Annotated in this window: 16 protein-coding genes; 14 read left to right on the top strand and 2 right to left on the bottom strand. The window is 54.3% G+C overall.

What is annotated here, in order from left to right; translation table 11 throughout:
* Positions 1 to 118: 118 nt before the first annotated feature.
* Together AC6I8C_RS13090 and AC6I8C_RS13085 are read left to right on the top strand one after the other, a co-directional pair.
* Positions 119 to 613 carry a YfbU family protein gene (locus AC6I8C_RS13090; RefSeq protein WP_497823341.1) on the top strand — a complete coding sequence of 165 codons (495 nt, stop codon included), beginning with the start codon at positions 119 to 121 and terminating at the stop codon, positions 611 to 613.
* Between the two features lie 13 nt (positions 614 to 626).
* Positions 627 to 1,286, top strand: a complete 660-nt coding sequence (locus AC6I8C_RS13085) for a sugar phosphatase (RefSeq protein ID WP_497822731.1) — start codon at positions 627 to 629, stop codon at positions 1,284 to 1,286.
* A 29-nt stretch (positions 1,287 to 1,315) separates the two neighbouring features.
* Here the strand turns inward: AC6I8C_RS13085 and yfbR are convergent, their stop codons facing one another.
* Positions 1,316 to 1,915 carry a 5'-deoxynucleotidase gene (gene yfbR / locus AC6I8C_RS13080; RefSeq protein ID WP_013358577.1) on the bottom strand — a complete coding sequence of 200 codons (600 nt, stop codon included), beginning with the start codon at positions 1,913 to 1,915 and terminating at the stop codon, positions 1,316 to 1,318.
* Between the two features lie 69 nt (positions 1,916 to 1,984).
* Positions 1,985 to 3,202: a pyridoxal phosphate-dependent aminotransferase gene (locus AC6I8C_RS13075; protein ID WP_033733369.1), complete on the bottom strand. Its 1,218-nt coding sequence runs from the start codon at positions 3,200 to 3,202 to the stop codon at positions 1,985 to 1,987.
* A gap of 962 nt (positions 3,203 to 4,164) precedes the next feature.
* Here AC6I8C_RS13075 and lrhA point away from each other — a divergent pair.
* The 12 genes from lrhA to nuoL all read left to right on the top strand — a co-directional run bounded on the left by lrhA (position 4,165) and on the right by nuoL (position 17,694).
* Positions 4,165 to 5,088, top strand: coding sequence for a transcriptional regulator LrhA (gene lrhA, locus AC6I8C_RS13070; RefSeq protein WP_497822730.1), 924 nt, complete (start codon positions 4,165 to 4,167; stop codon positions 5,086 to 5,088).
* A 638-nt stretch (positions 5,089 to 5,726) separates the two neighbouring features.
* The gene (locus AC6I8C_RS13065; RefSeq protein ID WP_010258058.1) at positions 5,727 to 6,170 is read left to right on the top strand and encodes an NADH-quinone oxidoreductase subunit A; all 444 of its coding nucleotides are present in this window, start codon (positions 5,727 to 5,729) and stop codon (positions 6,168 to 6,170) included.
* Positions 6,171 to 6,185: 15 nt separating this feature from the next.
* A complete protein-coding gene (locus AC6I8C_RS13060) occupies positions 6,186 to 6,863 on the top strand; it encodes a NuoB/complex I 20 kDa subunit family protein (RefSeq protein ID WP_013358574.1) in 678 nt (225 codons plus the stop codon).
* 113 nt (positions 6,864 to 6,976) lie between these two features.
* The gene (gene nuoC, locus AC6I8C_RS13055) at positions 6,977 to 8,776 is read left to right on the top strand and encodes an NADH-quinone oxidoreductase subunit C/D (protein WP_013358573.1); all 1,800 of its coding nucleotides are present in this window, start codon (positions 6,977 to 6,979) and stop codon (positions 8,774 to 8,776) included.
* Positions 8,777 to 8,778: 2 nt separating this feature from the next.
* Entirely contained in the window at positions 8,779 to 9,294 is a 516-nt protein-coding gene (gene nuoE / locus AC6I8C_RS13050; protein WP_033733367.1) for an NADH-quinone oxidoreductase subunit NuoE, read from the top strand.
* A gap of 2 nt (positions 9,295 to 9,296) precedes the next feature.
* Positions 9,297 to 10,637 carry an NADH-quinone oxidoreductase subunit NuoF gene (gene nuoF / locus AC6I8C_RS13045; RefSeq protein ID WP_175501446.1) on the top strand — a complete coding sequence of 447 codons (1,341 nt, stop codon included), beginning with the start codon at positions 9,297 to 9,299 and terminating at the stop codon, positions 10,635 to 10,637.
* 112 nt (positions 10,638 to 10,749) lie between these two features.
* Positions 10,750 to 13,473: an NADH-quinone oxidoreductase subunit NuoG gene (nuoG, locus tag AC6I8C_RS13040; protein ID WP_497822729.1), complete on the top strand. Its 2,724-nt coding sequence runs from the start codon at positions 10,750 to 10,752 to the stop codon at positions 13,471 to 13,473.
* Complete coding sequence (gene nuoH, locus AC6I8C_RS13035; protein ID WP_497822728.1) at positions 13,470 to 14,447, top strand: NADH-quinone oxidoreductase subunit NuoH; 978 nt, start codon at positions 13,470 to 13,472, stop codon at positions 14,445 to 14,447. Before nuoG ends, nuoH begins: the two co-directional genes overlap by 4 nt.
* Before the next feature lie 11 nt (positions 14,448 to 14,458).
* A complete protein-coding gene (gene nuoI / locus AC6I8C_RS13030; protein ID WP_003854239.1) occupies positions 14,459 to 15,001 on the top strand; it encodes an NADH-quinone oxidoreductase subunit NuoI in 543 nt (180 codons plus the stop codon).
* A gap of 10 nt (positions 15,002 to 15,011) precedes the next feature.
* Positions 15,012 to 15,563 (top strand): NADH-quinone oxidoreductase subunit J, encoded by a 552-nt coding sequence (nuoJ, locus tag AC6I8C_RS13025; protein WP_010258075.1) that lies wholly within the window; start codon positions 15,012 to 15,014, stop codon positions 15,561 to 15,563.
* Positions 15,560 to 15,862 (top strand): NADH-quinone oxidoreductase subunit NuoK, encoded by a 303-nt coding sequence (nuoK, locus tag AC6I8C_RS13020; RefSeq protein ID WP_003854236.1) that lies wholly within the window; start codon positions 15,560 to 15,562, stop codon positions 15,860 to 15,862. The genes nuoJ and nuoK overlap by 4 nt, the downstream gene beginning before the upstream one ends.
* The gene (gene nuoL / locus AC6I8C_RS13015; RefSeq protein ID WP_497822727.1) at positions 15,859 to 17,694 is read left to right on the top strand and encodes an NADH-quinone oxidoreductase subunit L; all 1,836 of its coding nucleotides are present in this window, start codon (positions 15,859 to 15,861) and stop codon (positions 17,692 to 17,694) included. Before nuoK ends, nuoL begins: the two co-directional genes overlap by 4 nt.
* The last annotated feature ends 106 nt before the right edge of the window (positions 17,695 to 17,800 follow it).

Below are 17,800 nucleotides of genomic sequence, written 5' to 3'. Positions count from 1 at the left end.
TACCGCTAACCTGCGGCCAAATCAAAGAAAGGCGATACGGCGATTTCCGTGTCGCTAACGCTGTGCAATCATTTCTCCATTGTCGATTAACTGAGCGGTCTCTGACCGGGAGAGAATGATGGAAATGACCCATGCGCAGCGTCTGATTCTTACTAACCAGTACAAAATCATGGCCATGCTTGAGCCGGAAAATGCTGAACGTTTTCGCCGTTACCAGACCATTATCGAACGCGGTTATGCGTTGCAGATGCGCGAGCTGGATAAAGAGTTTGGCGAACTGAGTGAAGCGATCTGCCGGACCGTGATCGATATAATGGAGATGCATCATGCGCTCCACGTCTCCTGGTCGAATCTTAAAGATAAAAGTCAGATTGAGGAGCGCCGTCTCGCCTTTCTGGGTTTTGATGCGGCAACGGAAGCACGCCTGCTGGGTTACGTCCGTTTTATGGTCAATACCGAAGGGCGTTATACCCACTTTGATTCCGGTACCCACGGTTTTAACGCGCAGACCCCGATGTGGGAAAAGTATCAACGTATGTTAGCTTTGTGGCAGACTTGTCCGCGCCAGTACCATTTAAGTGCAAACGAAATTGCGCAAGTGATTAATGCCTGATGAGGAGGAGCGCGTGACCTACAGAGGTTTTCTATTTGATTTAGACGGCACGCTGGTGGACTCACTGCCAGCGGTTGAACGAGCCTGGAGCCAATGGGGTGCCCGTCATGGTATCGACGCTGATGAGATCCTGGATTTCATCCATGGCAAACAGGCGATTACCTCTCTGCGTCATTTCATGGCAGGCCAGTCGGAAGAGGCTATTCAGGCGGAGTTTGTCGCGCTGGAGCAGGCTGAAGCGGCAGACACCGACGGTGTGCAGGCGCTGCCAGGCGCCCATGCGCTGCTGAACCGGCTGAACGAGCTGCAGATTCCCTGGGCGATAGTCACCTCTGGCTCGGTGCCGGTCGCTCATGCCCGGCACAAAGCCGCAGGATTACCAAAGCCCGCCGTCTTCATTACCGCTGAGCAGGTCGCTAAAGGCAAACCTGAGCCCGATCCTTATCTGCTTGGTGCAGAGAAGCTGGGATTAGCGGCGACGTCATGCGTGGTGGCAGAAGATGCACCCGCCGGTATTCTGTCTGGCCTGAACGCCGGCTGTGCGGTGATTGCCATCAACGCCCCGGCGGAAACGCCACGGCTGGATGAGGTGGCGCTTCGGCTCGACTCCCTGGTGTCTCTGATTATCACCCGCGAGTCTGACGGCAGCTTTACCTTCAGCCAGCAGGCTTAAAGATCCGCCCGGCGGCCATGCCGTCGGGTTTACAGTGGCGTATCCTGCGAAATTTCATCCAGCGACAGGCTGAAGCTCGGAATAAACACCTCAACGAAGTAATCCATCTCTGGTGAACGCCGCTGCGCTAAGGTCTTTTCCAGCCGCGCTTTGGCCAGCAAGAATTCGTTATTGCCGGCAGACAGCTCCTCAAGACATTTTACATAGGCACAGAGCGCATCCGCCTGTTTCACCACGGCCTGCTCCTCTTCGCTATGCAGATGCTCGTCGATCAGCGGGCGATAGATCGCCTGAAACTCTTCAGGCAGCATCTCAATCAGTTTCTGCTGGGCAATCTTCTCGATTTTCTTATATTCGTGGGCAATCTGTGCGTTGTAATACTTGACCGGCGTTGGCAGGTCGCCGGTCAGCACTTCGCTGGCGTCATGATAAAGCGCCAGCATGGCGATGCGGTCGGCGTTAAGCGACCCGCTGAATTTAAGGTTTTTGATAACGGCCAACGCGTGCGCCACCATGGCGACCTGCAGACTGTGTTCAGAAACATTCTCGGTACGCACATTGCGCATCAGTGGCCAGCGGTTGATCAGCTTAAGACGGGAGAGGTGAGCAAAGAAGTGGCTTTGTGTCATGCGCGTTCCTGTTAGCAGGCAGGGGAGAGACAGGCTCTCCCCAAATAGCGTCAGTATACGCGGGCGTGATTACTGGCGATAGCCTTGCAGGAAGCGACCAAATTTATTAATCGCCATCTCCAGATCATCCACACGAGGCAGCGTAACAATACGCAGGTGATCGGGCCATGGCCAGTTGAACGCGCTACCCTGTACCAGCAGCACCTTCTCCTGAAGCAGAAAATCCAGCACCATTTTTTGATCGTCAAAGATATTGAATTTTTTGGCGTCAATTTTCGGGAACATGTAGAGCGCGCCCTGCGGCTTCACACAGCTGACGCCAGGAATATCGTTGATCAATTCCCAGGCACGCTGGCGCTGCTCATAAAGACGACCACCAGGCATGATAAATTCGCTGATGCTCTGGTAGCCGCCCAGCGCCGTCTGGATAGCATGCTGGGCCGGTACGTTGGCACACAGGCGCATAGACGCCAGCATCTCCAGCCCTTCAATGTAGCCTTTCGCATGTTTCTTTGGCCCGTTCAGTACCATCCAGCCCTGACGGAAACCGGCTACACGATAGGTTTTAGAAAGGCCATTGAAGGTCACGGTCAGCAGATCGGGGGCCAGGGCTGCGATGCAGTGGTGCTGTGCCTCGTCGTAAAGGATCTTATCGTAGATCTCATCGGCAAAAATAATCAGGTTATGCTGACGCGCAATCTCAACCACCTCTAACAGCAGCTCTTTGCTGTAGACCGCGCCGGTCGGGTTATTCGGGTTGATAATCACGATACCGCGGGTACGCGGGGTGATCTTGCTGCGGATATCATCCAGGTCAGGGAACCAGCCTGCTGACTCATCACACAGATAGTGCACCGCTTTTCCGCTGGAAAGGGAAACCGCAGCTGTCCACAACGGATAGTCAGGCGCTGGCACCAGCATTTCGTCGCCGCTGTTCAGTAACGCCTGCATCGCCTGCACGATGAGCTCTGAAACGCCGTTGCCAATGTAGATATCTTCTACCGTGACATCACGCATGTCGCGCGCCTGATAGTGCTGCATGATCGCTTTACGGGCGGAATAGAGACCCTTGGAGTCGCAATAGCCCTGAGCACTGGGAAGATTACGAATCACATCAACCAGAATCTCATCCGGTGCTTCGAAACCAAACGGCGCCGGATTGCCGATGTTCAGCTTAAGAACTTTATTGCCTTCTTCTTCGAGGCGCTTCGCCTCTTTCAGGACCGGGCCACGGATGTCATAGCAGACGTTATCGAGTTTTCCGGATTTATCTATTTGAAAAGTCATTGTTACCGCCTTAACGGGCAGAATCCTTTTTGGCTGCCACTGAAATCGAACCAGCACAATGTACTCTCCTGTCGGTCACAAATGAAGGGTGCCGCCCCGTTTTGGCGGGTTCAACAACTTTTTAGACGGTGAGTAGCGTAAAAAATATTTACCAGTGCATGATGTGGTTGATAAAACCAAAAATGATGCATATAGAAATATTTTAAACTATCTAAAGCGGGGCTGAGACAACATATGGCTTGGGTATTGTGAAATGAAATATGAACGTTATGGAAAGGACGCTTTTCTTTGCACCTGAAATATACACTCAGGTAAATAGTTAAAGGATATTTTATAAATGTTCACTTTGTGGACAATTTTATGACGCGTACAACGACTACGCCTTAACACTGCTTAAGAGTGGCCTGTTTAAGGCCTTGTGATCGCCGGAAAAGTACCAAATGAAGAGGTGTTTCTGGCACGCTTTTATCAGGATTGTGAGCAGTACTTAACACTTCTTCACTAAATTTGGGAACGCTGAAGGCTTAAAAAGTGATCAATAATGTGGCATAAGGGTCCGGAAATGCCTTTAGCACAAAATTTACAGCGCTTTTCACAAAATCATTTCCATTTTGAAGTCAAAAATGATTAAGTATAATTTATTATTTAATGCACATGGCCGCTTCGTCTTGCTGGCCTGAAAAGTGCGATTTTTATCCCGCCCGATTATTTCTGGTGGGAATAAGACAACTACGCAGCTTCCTGCATTTGCGCACCCCAGCGCCATCGGTTCAGAAGTTGTACCTGTCTTGAGAGCACCGTGACCCTTTCAGTTGAGTCAGCAGTGCCGGTTCCAGATGAATTTTTTTGTGTCAGTCTTCACACAGGACTGTCATTAAGCACCATTACTGCTTATCACTTTGATAAGCTTGTAATAACACCAGGGTAGTAGTTCGTAAAAATCTTATAAGTGAAGAAAAAACATGACTAATGCAAATCGTCCGATACTCAATCTCGACCTCGATCTGCTGAGAACTTTCGTTGCCGTTGCGGATTTGAATACCTTTGCAGCGGCCGCTGCAGCGGTCTGCAGAACCCAGTCAGCAGTCAGTCAGCAGATGCAGCGTCTGGAACAATTGGTAGGTAAAGAGCTGTTTGCCAGACATGGACGTAATAAGCTGTTAACAGAGCACGGGATCCAGCTTTTAGGCTATGCCAGAAAAATCCTTCGTTTCAACGACGAAGCCTGCACTTCGCTGATGTACAGTAATATTCAGGGCGTGCTGACCATTGGTGCCTCTGATGACACCTCTGACACTATTCTGCCTTTCCTGTTAAACCGGGTAACCTCGGTTTATCCGAAACTGGCAATCGATGTTCGTGTTAAACGTAATCCGTTTATGATGGAAATGCTCAATCAGGGTGAAGTGGACCTGGTTGTGACGACCTCCAGCCCGGGTAACTTTACCTATCAGGTACTGCGTACTTCACCTACCTTGTGGTACTGCGCAGCGGATTATATCTTCCAGCGCGGCGAAGCTATTCCATTGGTGCTGCTGGATGAGCCAAGTCCTTACCGCGATATGGCGATTGACCATCTCAATGAGGCTGGCATCCCGTGGCGTATCTCTTACGTCGCTTCTACACTGGCTGCAGTACGCGCCGCGGTGAAAGCGGGACTGGGCGTGACAGCGCGTCCGGTAGAGATGATGAGCCCGGAACTGCGTGTTATGGGTGCGGCGGAAGGGCTGCCGGTCCTGCCGGATACGCAATATCTACTGTGCCGCAATCCTGACAGCGATAATGAGCTGGCACTGGCTATCTTCAACGCCATGCAGTCCAGCAACGACCCGTATAACCTGAGCAATAATCCAGACGGTACGCTGTTACTGGATGACGAAGAGTAATTTCGCTAACGTGTTGTACTCAACATTGGCGCAGTTGTCTTAACAAACGCTTATAAATAGGCCTCTCATTCCCTGAACAGAACGAGAGGCTTTTTTATGTCTGCGCCTCGCCCGACTCTCCTCACCAGCTCTTCTCCCTGACGTTACCCTCCTGAATAATTTCATCCTGCAATGAACTGAAACGTAAAGACCGAAAAAACGAACCATTTGTTCCGGATCGCTGTTTCGTGTGGAGAAAATTAGCGCATAAAGGACAGAAGTGTGTTCTGGATCAAGAAAATACCCCTGCGAAGGGGAAGGAAAACAGGATGATACCTGTCAAAATATGTTTGTTAAATGCACGATCAATGCATGTGAATACCCGCTACACTAAAATTAACCCTACAGACTGAAGCGATTTAGCTGGAAAGCGGGGCATCATTTGTTAATAATATGATGCAGGTGTGAAATAATGTTTGGATACTTTTGTCAAAGTTGACAAAAGGTTATAGAAAGGAGTAAAAAACCCCATAAAATGGCTGCTTATTACCTGATAACAGCAACATTTAAAAGGTTTTTACCCTTCCCTTGAATCGATGTGGTCAGTTTGCTGCGGGAAACGCGTGCAGGATGCCAGCGCCACTTTTGATGAGTAAGCAATGAGTATGTCAACTACCACCGAAATCATCGCTCAGCACTGGGCGTTTATCGTATTTATCGTTATTGCCTTTGGCCTGTGTGCTTTCATGCTGACCGGAGGATGGCTGCTTGGCGGCAGAGCGCGCGCCCGCTACAAAGACACGCCATTCGAATCGGGCATTGAATCCGTTGGTGATACCCATATCCGCCTGTCGGCGAAATTTTATCTGGTTGCGATGTTTTTCGTCATTTTCGACGTCGAAGCCCTCTTTTTATACGCATGGGCGACTTCAATCCGTGAAAGCGGTTGGATCGGCTTTGTGGAAGCCGCAATTTTCATTTTGGTGCTCCTGGCGGGTCTGGTCTATCTGGTACGCATTGGCGCACTGGACTGGGCGCCAGCTCGCCGTCGCGTGGTGGTGAAAACCACTACGGTCAGCCACACCAATCCTCATAAGCAGTAAAAGAGAGGCAATAAGATGGACTATACGCTCACCCGCATAGACCCGAACGGTGGTGAGAACGACCGTTATCCTCTGCAAAAGCAGGAAATCGTCAGCGATCCGCTGGAGCAGCACGTTCATCGCAGCGTTTATATGGGCAAACTCGAAAATGCCCTCCATGACATGGTGAACTGGGGACGTAAAAACTCCCTCTGGCCCTATAACTTCGGCTTGTCCTGTTGTTACGTAGAGATGACAACGTCGTTTACCGCGGTTCACGACGTGGCGCGTTTTGGTGCGGAAGTGATGCGCGCCTCACCACGTCAGGCGGATTTCATGGTTATTGCCGGTACGCCGTTTACTAAAATGGCCCCGGTTATTCAGCGTTTGTACGATCAGATGCTGGAACCAAAATGGGTGATCTCTATGGGTGCCTGCGCCAATTCGGGCGGCATGTATGACATCTATTCGGTGGTGCAGGGCGTCGATAAATTCCTGCCGGTCGATGTTTACATTCCTGGCTGTCCGCCACGTCCTGAAGCCTACATGCAGGCACTGCTGCTGTTGCAGGAGTCGATCGGCAAAGAGCGCCGTCCGCTTTCGTGGGTTGTCGGCGACCAGGGCGTTTACCGCGCCAACATGCCTTCAGAGCGTGAAAGAAAACGCTCAGAGCGCATCGCAGTCACAAACCTGCGCAGCCCGGACGAAGTTTAAAACCGTATGGATGGAAAACCGCGCCTGCAGCAGAACATCACAATTTAATGCATGGCCCCATCCTGACGCCTTCATTTGAGTGCCTGAGACCAGGCCGGAATGGTGAGTAACGTATGACAGATTTGACCACGCAAGATCTCGCTCAGCCTCTATGGCAAACCCGTGATCACCTTGATGACCCGGTGATCGGCGAGTTGCGTAACCGTTTTGGGCCGGATGCCTTCACTGTTCAGCCAACCCGCACCGGGATTCCGGTGGTCTGGGTTAAGCGTGAACAGATACTGGAAATCACCGAGTTTCTGCGTAAATTACCTAAGCCTTACGTCATGCTGTATGACCTGCATGGCGTGGATGAGCGTTTGCGTACCCACCGTGCAGGCCTGCCTGCGGCGGATTTTTCCGTTTTCTACCACCTGCTGTCGATCGAGCGCAACCGCGACATCATGCTTAAGGTGGCACTCTCTGAAAACGACATGCATTTGCCGACCATCACCCGTCTTTTCCCGAATGCCAACTGGTATGAGCGTGAAACCTGGGAGATGTTTGGTATTACCTTTGATGGCCACCCGCACCTGACCCGCATCATGATGCCGTCAACCTGGGAAGGTCATCCGCTGCGTAAAGATTACCCGGCGCGCGCCACCGAATTCGATCCTTTCACGCTAACCAAGCAGAAAGAAGATTTAGAGATGGAGGCGCTGACCTTTAAGCCCGAAGACTGGGGCATGAAGCGCAGTACCACCAACGAAGACTTCATGTTCCTCAACCTCGGGCCAAACCACCCGTCGGCGCACGGTGCATTCCGCATCATTCTGCAGCTGGATGGTGAAGAGATTGTCGACTGCGTGCCTGACATCGGTTATCACCATCGTGGTGCCGAAAAGATGGGCGAGCGTCAGTCGTGGCACAGCTACATTCCTTACACTGACCGTATCGAATACCTTGGCGGCTGTGTAAACGAAATGCCGTACGTGCTGGCAGTGGAAAAACTGGCCGGTATCGTGGTGCCCGATCGCGTTAACGTGATCCGCGTAATGCTCTCTGAGCTGTTCCGCATCAACAGCCATCTCCTCTATATCTCCACCTTTATTCAGGACGTCGGTGCCATGACACCGGTGTTCTTTGCCTTTACCGATCGCCAGAAAATCTATGACGTGGTTGAAGCCATTACCGGTTTCCGTATGCACCCGGCCTGGTTCCGCATCGGTGGCGTCGCACACGACCTGCCGCGTGGCTGGGAACGTCTGCTGCGTGACTTCCTGGACTGGATGCCGAAGCGTCTGAAGGAATATGACAAAGCTGCACTGCGTAACACCGTGCTGATTGGTCGTTCTAAAGGCGTTGCTGCGTACAACATGGAAGAAGCGCTGGCGTGGGGCACCACGGGTGCCGGCCTGCGTGCGACCGGCCTCGACTTTGACGTGCGTAAATGGCGTCCCTATTCAGGTTACGAAAACTTCGATTTCGAAATCCCGGTCGGCGACGGCGTCAGCGATGCTTACAGCCGCGTTCAGCTGAAGATGGAAGAGATGTGGCAGTCGCTGCGCATTCTTGAGCAGTGTCTCAATAATATGCCAGAGGGGCCGTTTAAAGCGGATCACCCGCTAACCACGCCGCCACCGAAAGAGCGCACGCTGCAGCACATTGAAACGCTGATTACTCACTTCCTGCAGGTTTCATGGGGACCGGTGATGCCAGCCAATGAGTCGTTCCAGATGATTGAAGCGACGAAAGGGATCAACAGCTACTACCTGACCAGCGATGGCAGCACCATGAGCTACCGCACCCGCGTGCGTACGCCGAGCTTCCCGCATCTGCAGCAGATTCCTTCCGTAATCCGTGGCAGCCTGGTATCCGACCTGATCGTATATCTGGGTAGTATCGATTTTGTTATGTCAGACGTGGACCGCTAATTATGCACGATCAACACATTGCCATTAAAACGATCGACCCTAACGAGGTCTTCGTGCTGAGCGCGGAAGAGCATCACGCTATTGAGCACGAAAAACACCACTACGAAGATGCGCGTGCAGCCTCGATTGAAGCGCTGAAGATCGTGCAGAAACAGCGCGGCTGGGTGCCGGACGGCGCGATCAACGCGATCGCGGATGTGCTGGGTATCCCGGCAAGCGACGTTGAAGGTGTGGCGACGTTTTACAGCCAGATCTTCCGTCAGCCGGTGGGTCGTCATGTGATCCGTTACTGTGACAGCGTGGTCTGTCATATCACCGGTTATCAGGGCATCCAGTCCGCACTGGAACAGCAGCTGAATATCAAACCGGGTCAGACCACGGCTGATGGCCGCTTTACGCTGCTGCCAACCTGCTGTCTGGGCAACTGCGACAAGGGCCCAACGATGATGGTGGATGAAGACACGCATGTGCATCTGACGCCGGAAGGCATTCCTGGTTTACTGGAGCAGTATCAATGACAATTAAACAGATCATTCGTACTGCTGAAACCCATCCGCTGACCTGGCGGATGCGTGACGACAAGCAACCTGTCTGGCTTGATGAATACCGCAGCAAAAACGGCTATGCCGGTGCGGAAAAAGCGCTGAAAAGCATGTCACAGGATGAAATCGTCGCGGCAGTGAAAGATTCCGGCCTGAAAGGGCGCGGCGGTGCGGGCTTTTCCACCGGGCTGAAGTGGAGCCTGATGCCGAAAGATGAGTCGATGAACATCCGTTACCTGCTGTGTAACGCCGATGAGATGGAACCCGGCACTTATAAAGACCGCCTGCTGATGGAGCAGATGCCTCACCAGCTGGTGGAAGGGATGCTGATCAGCGCCTTTGCGCTGAAAGCTTACCGTGGCTATATCTTCTTACGTGGCGAATACATTGAAGCCGCGGTGCATCTGCGCCGTGCGATTGCTGAAGCGACGGAAGCGGGTTATCTCGGTAAAAATATTCTGGGCACCGGCTTCGACTTTGAGCTGATCGTCCACACCGGCGCAGGGCGTTATATCTGCGGCGAAGAGACGGCGCTGATTAACTCACTGGAAGGCCGTCGTGCTAACCCGCGTTCCAAGCCGCCATTCCCGGCAAGTGCGGGCGCGTGGGGCAAACCGACCTGCGTAAATAACGTGGAAACCCTCTCCAACGTCCCGGCGATTCTGGCCAACGGCGTGGAGTGGTACAAAAACATCTCTAAAAGCGAAGATGCCGGTACCAAAATGATGGGCTTCTCCGGACGAGTGAAAAATCCTGGCGTCTGGGAACTGCCATTCGGTATCACCGCGCGTGAAATTCTTGAAGATTATGCGGGCGGCATGCGTGACGGATTGAAGTTCAAAGCCTGGCAGCCGGGTGGGGCAGGGACCGACTTCCTGACCGACCAGCACCTGGATCTGCCAATGGAATTTGCCAGCATCGGCAAAGCGGGCAGTCGTCTCGGCACCGCGCTGGCGATGGCGGTCGATCACGAAATCAATATGGTCTCGCTGGTGCGTAACCTGGAAGAGTTCTTTGCCCGAGAGTCGTGCGGCTGGTGTACACCGTGTCGCGATGGCCTGCCGTGGAGCGTGAAAATTCTGCGTGCGCTGGAGCAGAAGCAGGGTCAGCCAGGGGATATCGAAACCCTGCTGCAACTCTGCCGTCAGCTCGGCCCGGGTAAAACCTTCTGTGCGCATGCGCCGGGTGCGGTTGAGCCGCTGCAGAGTGCGATTAAATATTTCCGTGAAGAGTTTGAAGCTGGCATGGCACCGCAGGTGTTTGGCAATACCCGCGCCATTGGCGGGATCCAGCCAAACCTGCTGAAAGCGCGCTGGTAATTCGCCACAGCATACGGAAAAGGCCTGGTGCCGCCGCCCCGACAGTGTCGTGCGTCGGGGCAAGAATATGATTAACGCTCGTTTCTGACGAGCCTTACGGAAGCATGTCACTATGGCTACAATTCATGTAGACGGTAAAGAGTATGATGTGAACGGAGCGGACAACCTGCTACAGGCATGTCTCTCTCTGGGCCTTGATATTCCTTACTTTTGCTGGCATCCGGCGCTGGGAAGCGTTGGGGCCTGCCGCCAGTGTGCGGTAAAGCAATTCCAGAATGCCGAAGATACCCGCGGCCGTCTTGTCATGTCCTGCATGACGCCGGCCTCTGACGGCACATTCATCTCCATCGATGATGGCGAAGCGAAAGAGTTCCGCGAAAGCGTGGTGGAGTGGCTGATGACCAACCACCCGCACGACTGCCCGGTGTGTGAAGAGGGCGGTAACTGTCACCTGCAGGATATGACAGTCATGACCGGCCACAGCTTTCGCCGCTATCGCTTCACTAAGCGTACCCACCGTAATCAGGATCTCGGTCCGTTCATCTCCCACGAGATGAACCGCTGTATCGCCTGTTACCGCTGCGTGCGTTATTACAAAGATTATGCCGATGGCAAAGATCTGGGTGTCTACGGCGCGCACGACAACGTCTACTTTGGTCGCCCGGAAGATGGCACGCTGGAGAGCGAATTCTCCGGCAACCTCGTTGAAATCTGCCCGACCGGCGTCTTCACCGACAAAACCCACTCCGAACGCTATAACCGTAAATGGGATATGCAGTTTGCGCCGAGCATCTGCCAGCAGTGCAGCGTTGGCTGTAACACCAGCCCGGGTGAGCGTTATGGTGAGTTACGCCGTATCGAAAACCGTTATAACGGCACCGTAAACCACTACTTCCTGTGTGACCGTGGCCGCTTTGGCTATGGCTACGTGAACCGTAAAGATCGCCCACGTCAGCCGATGCTGCTGCGCGGCAACGACTGGGTCACGCTGAACGCAGAGCAGGCAGTTAACGCTGGTGCAGATTTGCTGCGTCAGGCGAAGAAAGTGATCGGTATCGGCTCGCCGCGCGCCAGCATTGAAAGTAACTTCGCCCTGCGTGAACTGGTGGGTGCAGAGAACTTCTCAACCGGCATGCCAGCGGACGAGCAGGCCCGTCTTGAACTGATGCTCAACGTCCTGCGCGAGGGCGGTATCTATACGCCATCGCTGCGTGAAATTGAAAGCTACGACGCGGTGCTGGTGCTGGGTGAAGACCTGACACAGGTTGGCGCACGTGTAGCGCTCTCAGTGCGTCAGGCAGTCAAAGGCAAAGCGCGTGATATGGCCGCTGCACAGAAAGTCGCAGACTGGCAGATCGCCGCCATCATGAACATCGGTCAGAACGCCAAACATCCGCTGTTTGTTACCCATGTTGATGAAACCCGTCTGGATGATATCGCGGCATGGAGCTATCGTGCGCCGGTTGAAGATCAGGCGCGCCTCGGCTTCGCTATCGCCAGTGCACTGGATGAGTCTGCACCTGCGGTTACCGATTTCGACAGCAAACTCAGCGGGAAAATGGATGTTGTCGTGCAGGCGCTGGCCGGCGCGAAAAAGCCATTAATTATCTCCGGTACCCACTCAGGCAGCAGCGCAGTGATTGAAGCCGCGGCTAACGTGGCGAAAGCCCTGAAGGCACGCGGTGCAGATGTCGGCATTACTCTGCTGGCAGGTCACGCGAACAGCATCGGACTGGGCATGATTGGCGGCAATCCGCTGGAGCAGGCGCTGGAGCAACTGAGCAACGGTGAAGCCGATGCGCTGGTCGTTCTGGAAAATGATCTCTATCGCCATGCACCGAAAGCTTTGGTGGATGCGGCGCTGGCCCAGACCACAAACGTGATTGTAGTGGATCATCAGCGTACCGCCACGCTGGAGAAAGCGGGCCTGGTGCTTTCAACCGCCAGCTTCGCCGAAAGCGATGGTACCTCGATCAACCATGAAGGCCGCGCACAGCGTTTCTTCCAGGTTTACGATCCTTCTTACTATGACAACAACGTAGTGATGCTGGAGAGCTGGCGCTGGCTGCATTCGCTGCACAGCACGCTGGAAAGCCGTCACGTCGACTGGACGCAGCTCGATCATGTGATCGATGCGGTGGTGAGTCATCTGCCACAGCTGGCCGGAATCAAGGATGCGGCACCGGATGCCAGCTTCCGTATTCGCGGACAGAAACTGTCGCGTTCACCGCACCGTGCCAGTGGCCGTACCGCGGCGCGCGCCAATATCAGCGTGCACGAACCGCGTCAGCCGCAGGATCAGGACACGATGTTCGCTTTCTCAATGGAAGGGAACAACCAGCCAGGCGCACCGCGTTCGCAGATTCCGTTTGCCTGGGCACCGGGCTGGAACTCACCGCAGGCGTGGAACAAGTTCCAGGTTGAAGTGGGCGGCAAACTGCGTCATGGCGATCCGGGCGTGCGCCTGTTTGAAGCCAGCGCAGGTGAGTTACCCTGGTTCACTACTGTACCAAAAGCCTTCGTCAGTGATGCGCAGTGGCGCGTGGCACCTCTTCACCGGTTGTTCGGCAGCGAAGAGATGTCACAGCGTTCACCGGTCTTCCAGCAGCGTATGGCTGAGCCTGCGCTGGTGATTAACCCGGAGGATGCGGCGAAGCTGGGCGTTAATGATGGCGCGGCGGTGGAATTCAGCTGTGCCGGTGAGACAGTGCGTCTGCCGGTCCGTTTCTCGGCGTCACTGCAGGCGGGACAGATTGGCCTGCCGCTGGGTATGCCGGGCGTTCCGCTATTCCTGGCGAACGGTAAAATCGACACTCTGCAGGAGGCGGCGCAATGAGCTGGTTAACACCGGACGTTATCGACATTCTGCTGGCCATTGTTAAAGCCATCGTGATTCTGCTGGTGGTTGTGGCCTGCGGCGCGTTCATGAGCTTCGCCGAGCGTCGTCTGCTCGGCCTGTTCCAGAACCGTTACGGGCCAAACCGCGTAGGCTGGGGCGGCTCGCTGCAGCTGGTGGCGGATATGATCAAAATGTTCTTCAAAGAGGACTGGGTCCCGCCGTTTACCGACCGCTTTATCTTTACCCTTGCGCCGGTCATCGCCTTTGTTTCACTGCTGCTGGCCTTTGCTATCGTGCCGGTTTCGCCAACCTGGATGGTAGCAGACCTGAATATCGGTCTGCTGTTCTTCCTGATGATGGCGGGCCTGGCGGTCTACGCGGTGCTGTTTGCCGGCTGGTCGAGTAACAACAAATACTCGCTGCTGGGTGCGATGCGCGCCTCGGCGCAGACCCTGAGTTACGAAGTGTTCCTGGGGCTGTCGCTGATGGGTGTGGTAGCACAGGCGGGCTCGTTCAATATGAACGATATCGTCAACAGCCAGACGCATCTGTGGAACATCATTCCGCAGTTCTTCGGTTTCGTGACCTTCTGTATTGCGGGCGTGGCGGTGTGTCACCGTCATCCGTTTGACCAGCCAGAAGCGGAGCAGGAACTGGCGGACGGCTACCACATTGAATATGCCGGTATGAAGTTCGGCCTGTTCTTTGTCGGCGAATATGTGGCGATTACCACCGTTTCAGCGCTGATCGTAACGCTGTTCTTTGGTGGCTGGCACGGACCTTTCCTGCCGCCGTTCATCTGGTTCGCCCTGAAAACGGCGTTCTTTATGATGATGTTCATCCTGATCCGTGCTGCGCTTCCGCGTCCACGCTACGACCAGGTGCTGTCATTCGGCTGGAAAGTGTGTCTGCCGTTGACGCTGTTGAACCTGCTGGCGACTGCCGCAGTGATTCTCTACACAGCGCCGTAAGGGGTTAACAAATGACTTTGAAAGATATTGTCGTAGGCTTTGGCACGACAGTTCGCAGTATCTGGCTGATCGGGCTGCACGCCTTCGCCAAACGTGAAACGCAGATGTACCCGGAAGAGCCGGTTTATCTGCCACCACGCTATCGTGGCCGTATCGTGTTAACCCGCGATCCGGATGGTCAGGAGCGTTGTGTCGCCTGTAACCTGTGTGCGGTTGCCTGCCCGGTTGGCTGTATCTCGCTGCAGAAAGCCGAAACCAAAGATGGCCGCTGGTATCCGGAGTTCTTCCGCATCAACTTCTCACGCTGCATCTTCTGCGGCATGTGTGAGGAAGCCTGTCCGACCACGGCGATTCAGCTGACCCCCGATTTCGAACTGGGTGAGTTTAAGCGACAGGATCTGGTGTATGAGAAGGACGATCTGTTGATTTCGGGGCCGGGTAAATATCCGGAGTACAACTTCTACCGCATGGCAGGTATGGCGATTGACGGTAAAGATAAGGGCGAAGCGGAAAACGAAGCCAAGCCTATCGACGTCAAAGGCTTATTACCTTAAGGAGCAAGGCATGGAATTTGCGTTTTATCTTTGCGGGCTGGTGGCGGTGCTGACGACGTTGCGCGTCATTACCCACACTAATCCGGTACATGCGTTGCTGTACCTGATCGTTTCGCTGTTATCGATCGCGGGCGTCTTCTTCTCTATGGGGGCCTATTTTGCCGGTGCGCTGGAGATCATCGTCTACGCCGGTGCCATTATGGTGCTGTTCGTCTTCGTGGTCATGATGCTGAACTTAGGCAAGCAGACCGAGAAGCAGGAGCGTGAGTGGCTCAGCCCGTCACTGTGGATTGGCCCGGGTATCGTCTCATTGCTGCTGCTGGTTGTAATGGTCTACGCCATCCTGACAGCCAATGATCAGGGCATCGATGGCACCATCATCGACGCCAAAGCGGTCGGCATCAGCCTGTTTGGTCCTTACGTACTGGCGGTTGAACTGGCCTCAATGCTGCTGCTGGCGGGTCTGGTCGTGGCGTTCCATATCGGTCGTGAAGAGCGTCAGGGCGAAGTCCTGAGTAACCGTAATGCTGACGCCGCTCAGGTGAAAAAGGAGAACGCATGATCCCGTTACAACATGGATTGATTCTTGCTGCCGTGCTGTTTGTCCTTGGACTGACGTCGCTGGTGATACGCCGCAATCTGCTGTTTATGCTGATTGGCCTTGAAATCATGATCAACGCCGCCGCTTTAGCTCTGGTGGTTGCCGGGAGCTACTGGGGTCAGGCAGATGGACAGGTGATGTATATCCTGGCGATCAGCCTGGCGGCAGCGGAAGCCAGTATTGGTCTGGCACTGCTGCTTCAGCTCTATCGTCGTCGTCAGACGCTGAACATTGATACTGTGAGCGAGATGCGCGGATGAATCTTCTCTATTTAACTGTCTTGTTTCCGCTGATCGGCTTTCTGCTGTTAGCGTTTTCCCGCGGTCGCTGGTCAGAGAACCTGTCGGCCACGGTGGGTATGGGATCGGTGGGTCTGGCAGCACTGACTACGGCAATGATCGGTTTCGACTTCTTCGCCAATGGTCAGCAAGCTTACACTCAGACACTCTGGACGTGGATGCATGTCGGCAACTTCGACATGAAGGTGAATCTGACGCTGGATGGCCTGTCGCTGACCATGCTGTCGGTCGTGACCGGTGTCGGCTTCTTCATTCATATGTTCGCCTCCTGGTACATGCGTGGAGAAGAGGGCTACTCCCGCTTTTTCGCCTACACCAACCTGTTTATCGCCAGCATGGTGGTTCTGGTGCTGGCCGATAACCTGATGCTGATGTATCTGGGCTGGGAAGGGGTAGGGCTCTGCTCTTATCTGCTGATCGGTTTCTACTACAGCAATCCGGAAAACGGCAAAGCGGCGATGAAAGCGTTCATCATTACCCGCGTGGGCGACGTCTTCCTGGCATTCGGTCTGTTCATTCTCTACAACGAGCTGGGCACGCTGAACTTCCGCGAGATGATGGAACTGGCTCCGGCGCACTTCGCCGCAGACAACCATATGCTGCAGTGGGCGACGCTGATGCTGCTGGGTGGCGCGGTCGGTAAATCGGCACAGCTGCCATTGCAGACCTGGCTGGCCGATGCGATGGCGGGTCCGACACCGGTTTCGGCGCTGATTCACGCCGCGACCATGGTGACGGCGGGTGTTTACCTGATTGCCCGCAGCCACGGTCTCTTCCTGCTGACGCCGGAAGTGCTGCATCTGGTCGGCATCATCGGGGCGGTTACCCTGGTGCTGGCGGGCTTTGCCGCGCTGGTGCAGACCGACATCAAACGCGTTCTCGCTTACTCCACCATGAGCCAGATTGGCTACATGTTCCTGGCGCTGGGCGTTCAGGCGTGGGATGCGGCGATTTTCCATCTGATGACGCACGCCTTCTTTAAAGCATTACTGTTCCTCTCCTCGGGTTCAGTGATTCTGGCCTGCCATCACGAGCAGAACATCTTCAAAATGGGTGGCCTGCGTAAGAGCATTCCGCTGGTTTACACCTGCTTCCTGGTCGGTGGCGCGGCGCTGGCGGCACTGCCGCTGATTACGGCGGGCTTCTACAGTAAAGATGAGATTCTGTTTGGTGCACTGGCTCATGGTCACATCAATCTGATGGTCGCGGGTCTGGTGGGAGCGTTCCTGACCTCTATCTATACCTTCCGCATGATCTTTATTGTGTTCCACGGCGAAGAAAAAATTCATGCACACGCCGGTAAAGGCATTACCCATCATCTGCCGCTGATTGTGCTGCTGCTGCTCTCCACCTTTATTGGTGCGCTGATTACGCCACCGCTGGCGGGTGTCCTGCCAGCCAATGAGTTCGGTGAAGCGGGCAAAGTGGGACTGGAAATCACCTCGGGTGTGGTCGCGATCGTTGGCATTCTGATCGCAGCCGCACTGTGGCTGGGCAAACGTGAGCTGGTAATCCGTATCGCAAACAGTGCACCAGGCCGTTTCTTCGGCACCTGGTGGTTTGCGGCATGGGGCTTCGACTGGCTCTACGATAAAGTGTTCGTCAAACCTTATCTGGGTATTGCGTGGCTGCTGAAGCGCGACCCACTGAATGGTCTGATGAACCTGCCTGCGCTGCTGTCACGCATTGCCAACAAAGGTCTGGTGGTCAGTGAAAATGGCTACCTGCGCTGGTACGTGGCGTCAATGAGCGTGGGTGCCGTGCTGGTGCTGGCTCTGCTGCTGGTGATTTAAAGATTGATGAGCGGGGCAGGTTAGTTAATCTGCCCATTGAGAATGTCAAAAATTGTCCTGAGCAAGGGCGTTATCGTCGCAGCCAGTTTGGTTACCGCCAGCGCGC

The sequence above is a fragment of the Pantoea sp. X-Soil-YNGN-844 genome, assembly GCF_059730595.1.
The sequence above is the reverse complement of the archived record's forward strand: the minus strand, read 5'-3'. Positions and strand labels throughout refer to the sequence as shown.

Bases quoted from the DNA above. Each gene is read 5' to 3' on its own strand.
- AC6I8C_RS13090 (WP_497823341.1), top strand. From the start codon at position 119: ATGGAAATGACCCATGCGCAGCGTCTGATTCTTACTAACCAGTACAAA.
- yfbR (WP_013358577.1), bottom strand. From the start codon at position 1,915: ATGACACAAAGCCACTTCTTTGCTCACCTCTCCCGTCTTAAGCTGATC.
- AC6I8C_RS13075 (WP_033733369.1), bottom strand. From the start codon at position 3,202: ATGACTTTTCAAATAGATAAATCCGGAAAACTCGATAACGTCTGCTAT.
- lrhA (WP_497822730.1), top strand. From the start codon at position 4,165: ATGACTAATGCAAATCGTCCGATACTCAATCTCGACCTCGATCTGCTG.
- AC6I8C_RS13065 (WP_010258058.1), top strand. From the start codon at position 5,727: ATGAGTATGTCAACTACCACCGAAATCATCGCTCAGCACTGGGCGTTT.
- AC6I8C_RS13060 (WP_013358574.1), top strand. From the start codon at position 6,186: ATGGACTATACGCTCACCCGCATAGACCCGAACGGTGGTGAGAACGAC.
- nuoC (WP_013358573.1), top strand. From the start codon at position 6,977: ATGACAGATTTGACCACGCAAGATCTCGCTCAGCCTCTATGGCAAACC.
- nuoE (WP_033733367.1), top strand. From the start codon at position 8,779: ATGCACGATCAACACATTGCCATTAAAACGATCGACCCTAACGAGGTC.
- nuoG (WP_497822729.1), top strand. From the start codon at position 10,750: ATGGCTACAATTCATGTAGACGGTAAAGAGTATGATGTGAACGGAGCG.
- nuoH (WP_497822728.1), top strand. From the start codon at position 13,470: ATGAGCTGGTTAACACCGGACGTTATCGACATTCTGCTGGCCATTGTT.
- nuoI (WP_003854239.1), top strand. From the start codon at position 14,459: ATGACTTTGAAAGATATTGTCGTAGGCTTTGGCACGACAGTTCGCAGT.
- nuoJ (WP_010258075.1), top strand. From the start codon at position 15,012: ATGGAATTTGCGTTTTATCTTTGCGGGCTGGTGGCGGTGCTGACGACG.
- nuoK (WP_003854236.1), top strand. From the start codon at position 15,560: ATGATCCCGTTACAACATGGATTGATTCTTGCTGCCGTGCTGTTTGTC.
- nuoL (WP_497822727.1), top strand. From the start codon at position 15,859: ATGAATCTTCTCTATTTAACTGTCTTGTTTCCGCTGATCGGCTTTCTG.